Origin of the sequence: Streptomyces sp. NPDC046465 (genome assembly GCF_040646035.1) — a bacterium.
Taxonomy (GTDB): domain Bacteria; phylum Actinomycetota; class Actinomycetes; order Streptomycetales; family Streptomycetaceae; genus Streptomyces.
The window spans coordinates 43,250-55,217 of the sequence record NZ_JBEYZK010000013.1; the positions used below are offsets into that span (position 1 = coordinate 43,250).

General features: G+C 70.7%; 10 protein-coding genes and 1 pseudogene. 5 read left to right on the forward strand and 6 right to left on the reverse strand.

The genetic code is table 11. The features are described 5' to 3' along the window. Window positions 1-322 precede the first annotated feature (322 nt). Entirely contained in the window at window positions 323-1,141 is an 819-nt protein-coding gene (locus ABZ953_RS21170; protein WP_361726048.1) for a 2,3-dihydro-2,3-dihydroxybenzoate dehydrogenase, read from the reverse strand. 47 nt (window positions 1,142-1,188) lie between these two features. Here ABZ953_RS21170 and rho point away from each other — a divergent pair, with 47 nt between their 5' ends. Next, complete coding sequence (gene rho, locus ABZ953_RS21175) at window positions 1,189-2,661, forward strand: transcription termination factor Rho (protein WP_361726051.1); 1,473 nt, start codon at window positions 1,189-1,191, stop codon at window positions 2,659-2,661. Here the strand turns inward: rho and ABZ953_RS21180 are convergent. Next, a complete protein-coding gene (locus ABZ953_RS21180) occupies window positions 2,648-3,931 on the reverse strand; it encodes a M6 family metalloprotease domain-containing protein (RefSeq protein ID WP_361726054.1) in 1,284 nt (427 codons plus the stop codon). The genes rho and ABZ953_RS21180 overlap by 14 nt on opposite strands. A 297-nt stretch (window positions 3,932-4,228) precedes the next feature. On the opposite strand from ABZ953_RS21180, the gene ABZ953_RS21185 reads away from it, so the two are divergent. After that, complete coding sequence (locus tag ABZ953_RS21185) at window positions 4,229-4,891, forward strand: TetR/AcrR family transcriptional regulator (protein WP_361726056.1); 663 nt, start codon at window positions 4,229-4,231, stop codon at window positions 4,889-4,891. A 149-nt stretch (window positions 4,892-5,040) separates the two neighbouring features. Continuing rightward, window positions 5,041-6,561: an MFS transporter gene (locus ABZ953_RS21190; protein ID WP_361726059.1), complete on the forward strand. Its 1,521-nt coding sequence runs from the start codon at window positions 5,041-5,043 to the stop codon at window positions 6,559-6,561. Window positions 6,562-6,612: 51 nt separating this feature from the next. On the opposite strand, the gene ABZ953_RS21195 is transcribed toward ABZ953_RS21190, so the two are convergent. After that, a complete protein-coding gene (locus tag ABZ953_RS21195) occupies window positions 6,613-7,128 on the reverse strand; it encodes a MarR family transcriptional regulator (protein WP_361726062.1) in 516 nt (171 codons plus the stop codon). Window positions 7,129-7,309: 181 nt separating this feature from the next. On the opposite strand from ABZ953_RS21195, the gene ABZ953_RS21200 reads away from it, so the two are divergent. After that, entirely contained in the window at window positions 7,310-8,080 is a 771-nt protein-coding gene (locus tag ABZ953_RS21200; RefSeq protein ID WP_361726065.1) for a class III extradiol ring-cleavage dioxygenase, read from the forward strand. A 63-nt stretch (window positions 8,081-8,143) separates the two neighbouring features. On the opposite strand, the gene ABZ953_RS21205 is transcribed toward ABZ953_RS21200, so the two are convergent. Both ABZ953_RS21205 and ABZ953_RS21210 read right to left on the reverse strand, forming a co-directional pair. Further along, window positions 8,144-9,184, reverse strand: a complete 1,041-nt coding sequence (locus ABZ953_RS21205; RefSeq protein ID WP_361726068.1) for a questin oxidase family protein — start codon at window positions 9,182-9,184, stop codon at window positions 8,144-8,146. A gap of 209 nt (window positions 9,185-9,393) precedes the next feature. Further along, window positions 9,394-9,516: pseudogene (locus ABZ953_RS21210) on the reverse strand (GNAT family N-acetyltransferase); the annotation flags it as partial. Between the two features lie 244 nt (window positions 9,517-9,760). Between ABZ953_RS21210 and ABZ953_RS21215 the strand changes: the two are divergent. Then, on the forward strand, window positions 9,761-10,759 hold the full coding sequence (locus ABZ953_RS21215; protein ID WP_361726071.1) for a sigma-70 family RNA polymerase sigma factor: 999 nt from the start codon (window positions 9,761-9,763) through the stop codon (window positions 10,757-10,759). A 45-nt stretch (window positions 10,760-10,804) separates the two neighbouring features. On the opposite strand, the gene ABZ953_RS21220 is transcribed toward ABZ953_RS21215, so the two are convergent. Continuing rightward, window positions 10,805-11,908, reverse strand: coding sequence for a YafY family protein (locus ABZ953_RS21220; protein ID WP_361726074.1), 1,104 nt, complete (start codon window positions 11,906-11,908; stop codon window positions 10,805-10,807). Between the last annotated feature and the right edge of the window lie 60 nt (window positions 11,909-11,968).

Sequence of the window (11,968 nt, forward strand, 5' to 3'; positions counted from 1 at the left end):
GCTCCAATTCTCAGGTGGGGTTTGGGCGGGAGGCGGTGCGGGTGCGGGTGCGTGCGGGTGCGTGCGTGCGTGTGGTGCGTGCGGGTGCGGGTGCGTGGGGGTGCTGTGGGGGCGCGTGAACGGTGGGTGGGGGTGTGGTTTGGTTCAGCGGGTGCGGGGGCTCTGTGGCCGGGGTGTTGTGGGGCGGGGGCGCGGGGGTATGTGCGTACTCGCTATCCCTGCGTCACGCCGTGCGGACAACGGCGGCACAGTGTGCTCGGTGCTCCGTTCGCACATACCCCCACACCCCCTCCGGAGCGTTCCCGGGTGCGGGCCGCGCTGTTCAGCGCAGTGTCGCGCCGCCGTCCACGTACAGCTCCTGCAGGGTGATGTGCCGGGCGCGGTCCGAGGCGAGGAACAGCACCGCGTCGGCGATGTCCTGGGGGTCGGCGATGCGGCCGAGCGGGATGCCTGTGCGATACGTCCGCAGGTCGCCGTCGAGGACTCCGGCCGGGGCCTCGGACGCCGCGTCGTCGGGCCAGAGCGAGCGTTGCATCGCCGTGTCCGTGGTGCCGGGCGCCACGACGTTGCAGCGCACGCCGCTGCGGGCGATCTCCAGGCCGAGGCACTTGGTGAACGCCGCGGCCGCCGCTTTGGACGCGGCGTACGCGGCCATGCCGGTACGGGAGATTCCGGCGGCGTTGGAGCCGACGGTGATGATGCAGCCGGAGCCGCGCGCCGTCATGTGGGAGGCGGCGGCGCGCGAGGTGTGGAAGACGCCCGTGGCGTTCACGGCGAACGTGTCGGCCCAGTCGGCGTCGGTCAGTTGGGCCACGGTGGAGCTGCGCAGAATGCCCGCCACGTTCACGAGGAGGTCGAGGGCGCCGTGGTCGCGGACGATGCCGGCGATGACGGAGGCGACCGCGTCGGCGTCGGTGACGTCCATGACGCGGGGCGTGACCGTGCCGGGTGCCGTCCTGGACGCGGCGGCCAGTTCGTTGATGCCGTGCGCGTCACGGTCGGTGGCGACCACATGGGCGCCCCGGTCGGCGAGCATGGCGGCGACGGCGGCACCGATGCCCTGGCCCGCGCCGGTCACCAGAGCCGTCCGCCCGGCGAACTCGCCCTCGGCGTGCGACTCGTTCGGTATGTGCTCTGGCATGGTGTGAGCGACCTCCCCCAACTCGTTAGGTAAGCCTAACCTAACGTATGTCCTCTCTATGGAGGTCGCCCCCCGGCGGGAAAAAGGTCTGGGGCGTCCGGTCGTCCGTGTGTTACCTTGCAAGCAGTACGTGTGTTACGCCCCGTTCCGGGCGCCCGTGCTGTGACCCTCTTCTCCTCCTGGCTTTCTCTGGCCGGGGTGTGTCGGGCCGCTCTGGCCCTTCTTTCTTCTCTCACTGCCTCGCAGTGGTTCTCTTCTCCGCCCGTCGTGCGGGGTGTGGTTGTTGCCGCCCCGTCGGGCCTCTCCCGTGTATTCACGTATCCGCGTGTCCGCGAAAGGATCAACTCGCCATGACTGTCACCAGTACTGAAATCGATACGAAGACCGGAACAACTGGGCATGCCTGTACGGGAGTTCTCGATGTCGGGCGCGACGGGCGTGGGTTCCTGCGCGGGCGTGAGGGGGTGGCAGGGCCCCGCGATGTGCAGGTTCCTGGCGCCGTCATCCGTCAACTCGGGCTGCGGTCAGGGGACTTCGTCGAAGGCGTCTGCGGGCGGCCCCGCGTGCTCGCCGGGGCCGAGCGGGTCAACGGGCGGGCTGTCGAGGAGCTGCGGGGGCGGCGCCGGTTCGGGGACCTCACTCCGCTGCATCCCCGCGAACGGCTCCGCCTGGAGACCACGGACGGGCCCGCCGCCACCCGGCTCGTCGACCTCGTCGCGCCCGTCGGCAAGGGACAGCGCGGCCTGATCGTCGCCCCGCCGAAGACCGGCAAGACCGTGTTGCTCCAGCAGATCGCCGCGGCCGTCGCCCAGAACCACCCCGAGTGCCACCTCATGGTCGTCCTCCTCGACGAGCGGCCCGAAGAGGTCACCGACATGCGGCGTTCGGTCCGCGGCGAGGTGCTCGCCTCGACCTTCGACCGGCCCGCCAAGGAACACATCGCCCTCGCCGAACTCGCCGTCGAGCGCGCCAAGCGCATGGTCGAGGACGGGAAGGACGTGGTGATGCTCTTCGACTCGCTCACCCGTCTCTGCCGCGCGTTCAACAACGCCGCCACCGGCAGCGGGCGCACCCTCAGCGGCGGTGTCGACGCCGCCGCCGTGCAGGGGCCGAAGCGGCTCTTCGGGGCCGCGCGCCTCGCCGAGGAGGGCGGTTCCCTGACCATGCTCGCGACCGTGCTCGTCGAGACCGGATCGCGCGCCGACGACTACTACTTCGAGGAGCTGAAGAGCACCGGCAACATGGAGCTGCGACTCGACCGCTCCCTCGCCGACCGGCGCGTCTTCCCGGCCGTCGACGTCACCCCCTCCGGCACCCGGCGTGAGGAACTGCTGGTGCCTGGTTCGGAGTTGACTGCCCTGCGTGGACTGCGACGGGCCCTGCACGGCAGGGAGGGGCAGGGCTCCCTGGAAACGCTGCTCGAGCGGATCAAGAAGACGCCGAGCAACGCCGCGTTCCTGCGGCAGGTCCGCCAGACCGTGCCGGGGGCCCACTCCGGCGGGGACGCTACGGCCGCGTGATCTGCACGCGATACTTGCCCTCGTCGGTCACTTCCGCCACCGTCACCCGTACCCCCGTCTTGCTGTCGGTGAAGGTCTCGCCTGCGCCGTAGGGGGCGTCGGACAGCTCCGCGTGGACGTTGGGGCGGCGCGTGCAGCCGCCGCTGTCGGGCGCCGCGTCGGAGACCGTTATCGGGCCGTGGCCGGTGTCGACGTCCGCGTCCACCCGGTAGACCAGGACGCCCGGCTTGCACACCGCCTCGTCGTTGCCCGCCTGGGTGCGGACCTCGATCGCGTACCCCGTCTTCTCGGTCAGCGGGGCGAAGGCCAGCTTCGTGCCGCCGGAGCCCGCCAGCGGTGACAGGACGTGCTCGGTCGTGCCGGGATCCGCTGCGCAGCCGATCTGGTCGTCGTCGAGCCAGCCCAGCTTCCACTTGTGCCAGGCCAGGAGGTCGTTGTTGGCGCCCCAGTCCTCGCTCATGATGTCCCAGTGTCCGGCCGCGCCGCCGCCCTCCTGCGTGTAGAGGTCGGGCAGGCCGAAGACGTGGCCGTTCTCGTGGGGGAGCACCCGGTAACCGGTCTCGTGGTAGCTGCCCGAGCCGTCGTCCTGGCGGCTGTAGACGAAGGATGCGTTGGAGACCGGGACGCCGTCCGCGACCGGCGCCTCGTGGTTCCCCGCGAAGGTCACCGACAGGACGGTGTCGAGGGCGGAGGGGCCCGCGTTCGGCGTGATCAGGATGTTCACGACGTCGTACGCACGGAAGTCCACGTCCGGGTCGGCGGTCGACACGATGTCCTTGACCAGCGTGCGATAGGCGGGGTCGAAGGGGGCGCCGCGTTCTATCCCGTACTCCGCGAACGACTTGGGCATCCGCAGCCAGTCGGGGAGCGGGGTCTCGGGACGGTAGTCGAGACGGCCGTACGAACTGGTCCTGAACCAGTCGGTGGTCTGCGGGAAGAACTCCGCGAGGCGGTCCTTGGCGCTGCCCTGGCCGGGGGCGTCAGAGAAGTCGATCATCAGGTTCAGGGCTCGGACGGTGCCGGTGGAGCGGGCGTAGCCGGGCGGTGTGGGCATGCCCTCCGACATCTGCACGCCCATCGTGCCGCTGATCATGCAGGGGCTGAGGGCGGAGCTCCGGGCCAGGGACGCCGGTCCTGCCGCGCTGCGCGAGTCCGCCGTCAGATGTCCGGTGCTCGCCGACGTGGTGACCGCGAGGGCGAGTGCCGCGACGGAGACGAGGGCGACGCTGCGGCGGGCAGGGCGTATGTGCATCCAGGTCGGCTGCTGCATGCATGGCCCTCCGCTCCGCGGCAGCCGCCGGTCCTGGCTGCACCCTGTCCGATCACCCTGTGCCGGGGGGTGCGCGTGCGCTCGCTGGGTGCGACCGATCGTGGGTTTCTCGCCGATGGGGGGTGTGACTCAGGTCACATGAGATTGATTCAGGGGCTGGAAATATCCGGGGACTCTCTCCCCGTTTAGAAGGGTGTTCGAGTGAAACGGGGAGAGAGTCCCCGGATCGTCCGAGCCGAGTTCCGGAATGTGGGGGTTTCAGGCCCTCTCGATGAACAGATGAACCGAGGAGTACCCGTGGATACCGCCACCGCCCCGCAGCGCCGAGCCGCCCGCCCGCGGGCCGACGCCCTGCGCAACCGGGAGCGGATCGTCACCGCCGCACGCGAGATGTTCGTGGAGTACGGAGCCGACGTACCCCTCGACGAGGTCGCGCGCCGGGCCGGCGTCGGCAACGCCACGGTCTACCGCCACTTCGCCGACCGCGGCGAACTGGTCCGCCAGGTCGTCCGCACGGTGATGGAGCGCGTCGCGGCCCTCGCCGAGCAGGGCATCGCGACGGCGGACGCCGCCGAGGGCGCCGCGTTCGGGGCGCTGCGCACCTTCGTGCACGCCGCCGTCGAGGAGCGGATCGGCGCCATGTGCCCGATGCTGTCGCCCGACTTCGACCCCTTCCACCCCGAACTGCTCGACGCCCGCGAGCAGCTCGAACTGTCCATAGAAGGCCTCATGGAGCGGGCCCGCGCGGCCGGGCAACTGCGCACCGACATCGCCGTCGGAGACCTGATGGTCGCCCTCTCCCAGCTCACCCGGCCGCTGCCGGGCGCGGCCTGCCCCAGCATGGACAGCTTCATCCACCGTCATCTGCAGCTTTTCCTGGACGGCCTGATGGCGCCCGCCCGGTCCGAGCTCCCGGGGGAGGCGGCGACTTTGGAGGACCTCCGCCAGGATCCCCACTGAGCTCTGAACTCTGAGCTCCTCTTGATCTTCTCCGGCCTCGTCTTCTCCGGCCTCGTCTTCTCCGGCCTCGTCTTCTCCGGTTGGCATTCCGGGCGTTCCTCTGCAGGCCGTTCTCTTGCACACTCCGTACCGCTAGGTGGCTACCCCTTATGTCTGACACTGCCCTCAAGCCCTCTTCGGGGCCTGACACCAACCGTTGGAGAGCGCTGGTCTTCATCGCTCTCGCCCAGCTGATGGTCGTGCTCGACGCGACCATCGTGAACATCGCGCTGCCCTCCGCCCAGCAGGACCTCGGCATATCCGACGGCAACCGCCAGTGGGTCATCACGGCCTACGCGCTCGCCTTCGGCGGACTGCTGCTCTTCGGTGGCCGCATCGCCGACCTGTGGGGCCGCAAGCGCACCTTCGTGACCGGCCTGGTCGGCTTCGCAGCGGCCTCCGCGCTCGGTGGCGCCGCCACCGGCGAGGTCATGATGCTCGGCGCCCGCGCGCTGCAGGGCGCCTTCGGCGCGCTGCTCGCGCCCGCCGCCCTCTCGCTGCTCGCGGTGATGTTCACCGACGCCAAGGAGCGCGCCAAGGCCTTCGGCATCTACGGTGCGATCGCCGGTGGTGGCGGCGCCGTCGGCCTGGTCCTCGGCGGCTTCCTCACCGAGTACCTGAACTGGCGCTGGACCTTCTACGTGAACGTCCCGTTCGCGGTCGTCGCCGCCCTGGGCGCGTACTTCGTCATCCGTGAGCCGGCCGGTGGCCGCAACCGCTCGCCGCTCGACATCCCCGGCGTGGTCCTGTCCACCCTCGGTCTGGTCGCGCTGGTCTACGGCTTCACCCGCGCCGAGTCCGCGGGCTGGTCGGACGGCCTGACCGTGGCGATGTTCGTCGCGTCCGCCGTGCTGCTCGTCGCGTTCGTCGCCACCGAGGCCAAGGTCAAGTCGCCGCTGCTGCCGCTGCGCGTCCTGACCGAGCGCAACCGCGGCGGCGTCTACTTGTCGCTCGGTCTCGCCGTCATCGTCCTGTTCGGCGTGTTCCTGTTCCTCACCTACTACCTGCAGGTCGTGAAGGGCTACTCGCCGGTCAAGACCGGCTTCGCCTTCCTGCCGATGATGATCGGCATGATCATCGGCTCCACGCAGATCGGCGCCCGTCTCATGACCCGCGTCCCGCCGCGGCTGCTGATGGCTCCGGGCTTCCTGCTCGCCGCCCTCGGCATGCTGCTCCTGACGCAGATGGAGATCGGCAGCTCGTACGCCGGTCTGATCCTGCCCGGGCAGCTGATGCTGGGTCTGGGCATGGGTACGGCGTTCATGCCCGCCATGTCGCTGGCCACGCACGGCGTCGAGGCCCGTGACGCCGGTGTCGCCTCCGCGATGGTCAACACCTCGCAGCAGGTCGGCGGCGCCATCGGCACGGCTCTCCTGAACACCATCGCCGCCTCGGCGACGACCGCGTACCTCACGGACCACGCGGCGGGCGCGACCAACCCGAAGCTCCTCCAGGCCCAGGCCATGGTCGAGGGCTACATCAGCGCCATCTGGTGGTCGGTCGGCATCCTGGTGGTCTCCGCGGTGCTCGCGGCGACGCTCATCACCACGGGCGCCCAGAGCGGCAACGCCTCGGCCTCCTCGGAGGACGGCGTCGAGGACGAGGTGAAGGTCCCGGTGCTGGCGCACTGATGCCGCTGAGGGGCACCGCCCCTCCGCAGGTGAGCGTCTAGAGGTGAGCGTCTAGCGGAGCCAAGGAAGGTCCGCCCCGGCCTCCTTCGGCTGAAGTCCCTCGGCGACGATCGTCATGATCTCGCCGAGGGACTTCTGCTGTTCGGGGGTAAGCCGGTCGAAGAGGGCCTGGCGGACGGCGGTGACATGGCCGGGAGCCGTCCTGCGCAGCACCTCGAAGCCCTCGTCCGTGAGGATCGCGAGCTGCCCGCGCTTGTCGGAGGGGCAGTCCTCGCGCCGCACCCAGCCGCTCTTCTCCAGGCGGGCGACCGCGTGCGAGAGCCGGGACCGGGTGATCTTCATCGTCTTGGCCAACTCGGTCATCCGCAGCCGCCGCCGGGGGGCGTCGGACAGCTGGACCAATATGCCGTAGTACATGTGCGGCATGCCCGCGTCGCGCTGCAACTGGCGGTCGAGGTAGTCGTCGAGGAGCGTGGTCGCCTGGAGGTAGGCGCGCCAGACGCGCTGCTCATCGCCGTCCAGCCAGCGCGGTTCGTCGGCCGGGGGAGGGGTCGCTGCCGTATCCATGTACACCACTGTACGAGGTCGTTCCTTGAACTTTGAACAAACCAGACGTACGCTCGATGGGAGTTAGAGCTTGATGTTTCAAGTAATTGGGTGTCCGTCGTCCCTATACCTGGATCTAGATCCGTATATCTAGATCCGTATACCTGGATTCGTATACCTGGTTCCGTCCGGAGGTGCGCGAATGTCCCGCATGCCCGCCCTGTATCTCAGTCACGGCGCCCCGCCGCTCGCCGACGACCCGGTCTGGCCCGGCGAGCTGGCCGCCTGGTCCGCGGGGCTGCCGCGCCCGAAGGCGATCCTCATGGTCTCCGCCCACTGGGAGGAGGCCCCGCTCGCGCTCTCCGCCACCAGGACGCTGCCCCTCGTGTACGACTTCTGGGGCTTCCCCGAGCACTACTACCAGGTGACGTACGCGGCGCCCGGCGCCCCGGAACTCGCCGCGTCCGTACGGGCGTTGCTGCACGCGCCCGGCACGCCCGTGCAGGACGTGCCGGACCGCGGCCTCGACCACGGTGCGTACGTGCCGCTCGTGGAGATGTACCCGGACGCCGACATCCCCGTCCTCCAGATCTCCCTGCCGACCCTCGACCCGCGCCGCCTCATGGACATCGGCCGCAAGCTGGCGCCGCTGCGCGACGAGGGCGTGCTGATCGTCGGCAGCGGCTTCTTCACGCACAACCTCGCCGCGCTGCGGCAGGGCGGCATCCCCTCCTGGTCGGCGGAGTTCGACGCCTGGGGGTACGAGGCCCTGGAGGCTGGCGACGTGGACGCGCTGCTCGACTTCGGGCACAAGTCACCGGCCGGGCAACTCGCCCACCCGCGCACCGAGCACTTCGCACCGCTCTTCGTGACGCTCGGCGCGGCCGAGGCCGCGGGGGATCTCGGCGGGCAGCGCAGCGTGATCGACGGGTTCTGGATGGGGCTCGCGAAGAGGTCGGTGCAGTTCGGGTGATGGTGTCGGGTGATGGCGATGGCGATGGTGATGGTGGTGGTGACGGGGTGGGAGTGACCGGCGTCAGACTAGGGGCTCGCTGAGTTCGATCGCGCGCAGGGCCGCCGCCAGGGCCTGTTCGTCGCCGACGTCGAGCGCCGTGTCCGTCAGCTTGATGACGTGTTCGTCGCCGTGCGCGAGGGCCCGCTCGAAGACCTCCTCTGCGGTGTACGTGCCGGGCGCGGTGTACGCCACCGGCTCGTCCGGCGCGTACATGGCGGTGACCGCAGCCGACGCGGTCCACGCGGCGTGCAGGCTCGGCGCCCACAGGGTGCGGGGGAGCGCGGGGAGGGCGCGCAGCACGGCGTTGGGCGCGGTCGCCGCGTGCACCAGCATCGTCTCGTCGCCGTGACCGTGGGTGGCGTACCGGTGGGTGGCGGCCCGCACCAGCTCGGTCAGCCTGCGCCGTGCCTCTTCGGGGTCGGCCACGGTGGCGCCCCACCTCGGCAGGGCCTCGACCCGCCCGAGCCGCTCCGGGAAGCTGCCCGCCGTGCGCCCGGCGATGGGCGGCACCGCTTCCAGGGCGTCCGCCGCGCTCAGGGCGCCCGGCAGCGGGGCGATGCCGGTGACGGGGCGGTGCCGGGCGGCCCAGTAGCCGAGGCCGTGTGCGAGCTCGGCCACGCGCGGCTCGTTGCTGCCACTCTCCTCCAGGGTGCGCACGGCGTGGCCCACCCTGATCACCGGGTGCGCGGCGCCCCCGTACAGGCCGGGAAGCAGGCGCGGCCACCACTCGGCGAGCACGTCGCGCCAGGGTCGCGCCTCGGTCTCCCGGCCGAAGTACGTGATCCAGTCGGCCGCCCGGCGCGGGTCGCCGAGCGCGGTGCGCCAGTCGGCGTCGGTGATCGGGGCGACGGGGGCGGGAAACTCCTCGAGGCGCGGGGCGTAGAGATCGAGCCACCGGTGGACGGAACCGGCCTGCCCGCGCGCGGCGAGCGCTTCGACGGCCATCGGCGCGTGATTGGTGAGCCGCCCGTGCCGCTCGGGCCCGGAGGCGTGCAGCCGCTCAAGGGCTTCGTCGAGGGTGCCTGTGGTGTCGGTGTCCGTGTCGGTGTCGGTGTCGGTCATGCGGGGACGGTAGGGCGTGGGTGCGGGGGCGCGGAACGGGCTGCGGGACTAGGACCGGAGGACCGGAGAGGGTGGGGGGATGGGCCCGGGGCTTAGGCCTGTGGGTCCGGTGGCGGCTCGTACCGGATCCGGTTGCGGCTCGTAACGGGTCCGGTGGCGGCTCGTACCGCGTGACTCTTCCGTACCGGGCGAACTTTCTGCCCCTTTCCTGGAGTACTCGTCGCGTGACCGAGCACTCGGGAGGGGCGGAGGCCGGAATCCCGTTCCTGAGCAACCAAGAGGCGGTGCGGACCGTCTTTGGGGTGGGAGGGCAGCCAACGGCGGCGCTCTTCCTGGCACCGGATGACAGGCCTCGGCGCCCGGCCTGACCTGCAACGCTGCACACTCCGACAGCGCTCGGCCGCCCTGCGTGGCGGAACAGGGTACTGCACCGTCAGGAAAAAAGATGGGCGGCTTGGGAATTCTGTCCGGATTCCAGTCGTTGTTTCCATCGGATGCAGGGCACCCGAGGGTGTGCCATCCACCACAGAGGCCCCACGCATGGGCCGACCAGGACAACATCGCAAGGGAGCACGCATGGCAACCCGTGCCGTCGCCCGTCGTAAGTCCGCCTCCGGCGGAAGCGACGCGGCACGCAGTGTTCGCGCCGTAGGCGGGGAGATCGCCGACCGCGACCTGGTCGGCATGTACCTCGACGAGATCGCGCGTACGCCACTGCTGGACGCCGCCAAGGAAGTGGAGCTCTCCCAGGTCATCGAGGCCGGGGTGTATGCCCGCAAGATTCTGGACGGCGAGGTCGAGGACAGCAAGGTCACCGCGGACCGCGAGGAGCTCGAAGCGCTCTTCGCCGACGGTGAGAGGGCCAAGGACGTCTTCATCCGCTCGAACCTCCGACTGGTCGTCGCGGTGGCCCGCCGCTATCCGCGCAGCGGCCTGCCCCTCCTCGACCTGATCCAGGAGGGCAACGCGGGCCTGGTGCGCGCCGTGGAGAAGTTCGACTACGCCAAGGGCTTCAAGTTCTCCACGTACGCCACGTGGTGGATCCGCCAGGCCATCACCCGCTCCATAGCCGACCAGTCCCGCACCATCCGCCTCCCCGTCCACCTGGTGGAGGAGCTGGGCCGGATCCGCCGTGTGCAGCGCGAGTTCAACCGTGAGAACGGCCGGGAGCCGGAGCCCGCGGAGATCGCCAAGGAGCTCTCCTCCACGCCCGAGCGGGTCACCGACGTCCTGGACTGGGCGCGCGACCCCGTCTCGCTGAACATGGGCGTGGACGACGCCGGCGACACCCAGTTCGGCGACCTCCTTGAGGACACCTCCGCCGTCTCGCCCGAGCAGTCCGTCCTCTCTCTGCTGCGCAGCGAGGAGCTCGACGACCTCATCGGCCGACTCGACCAGCGCACGGCCTCCATCATCAAGATGCGGTACGGCATCGACGACGGCCGCGAGCGGACGCTGACGGAGGTCGGCAAGGAGCACGGGCTGACCCGCGAGCGGATCCGGCAGATCGAGAAGCACGCGCTGCTCGAACTGAAGAAGCTGGCGCGGGATACGGGGTTCGACGCGGCGGCCTAGATGGCCTAGATGGCCTAGGCCGCCTAGATGGCCCAGGCGGCCTGCCTAGCTGTCCGGACCCCGCGTCCCCGATGCCCGGGACAGGCGCGCGCCCATCTCCCTTACGCACGACACCAGTTCGCCGGGGCCGTGCACCGTGAAGTCGCAGTCCATCACCGCCAGGCGTACGGCCAGCCACTCGATGGAGTCCGTCGATCTGGTCCGCAGGCGGCAGTGGCCGGAGTCCAGCGGCTCCAGGGGGCCGATCCCCGACGGCATGCGCGCGGTGACGAACTCCGCGGGCGCGGCGAAGGTCACGTCCAGGTCGTACGACTGGCGGCCGCGCCACACCGAGTCGCGGATGAACTGCGCGGCGTCCCCGTTGGGCAGCGGCCGCGGCGCGAAGCGCGCGCCCGTCGCGAAGGGCTCGCTCACCCGGTCCACGCGGAACGTGCGCCAGTCCTCGCGGTCGATGTCGTACGCCACGAGATACCAGCGCCGCCCCGTCGACACCAGGCGGTAGGGCTCCGCGAGCCGCCGCGACTGCGTGCCGTCGCCCGCGCGGTAGGCGAACCGCAGGCGTTCGTGGCCGGCCGCGGCCGACGCCATCACCGTCAGCGTCTCCGGCGCGATGCTCGCCCCGTCGCCGCTTGTCAGCGGCGTCGTCGCGATCTGCAACGCGGAGACCCGGTGGCGCAGGCGGGTCGGCAGGACCTGTTCCAGTTTGGCGAGCGCCCTGACCGACGCCTCCTCGACGCCCTCCACCGCGTGCCCCGCCCCGGCCCGCAGGCCGACCGCGATGGCCACCGCCTCCTCGTCGTCCAGGACCAGCGGCGGCATGGCCTTGCCCGCGACCAAGCGGTAGCCGCCGGTCGCGCCCTGGCTGGCCCGCACCGGATAGCCGAGGTCCCGCAGCCGGTCGATGTCGCGCCGCACCGTGCGCCTGCTGACGCCGAGCCGCTCGGAGAGCTCGGCGCCGGGCCATTCGCGGGGCGTCTGGAGGAGTGAGAGGAGCTGGAAGAGGCGGGCGGGGGTGTCGGTACCGGCCGACGAGCCGCTGGTCGCGGTGCGGCTGGCTGCGGTGTTGTTCGTAGCGGTGCGGCTGGTCGCGGCGCTGCTCGCCCTGGTGGCGCCTGCCATGCCGCCTATGCTCACGCCGTCCGTCGTCATGGCGTCCAGGATGCCGGAGAATTAGGTCGTTAGCTGTCCTACATGGCCTCTAGCCTGATC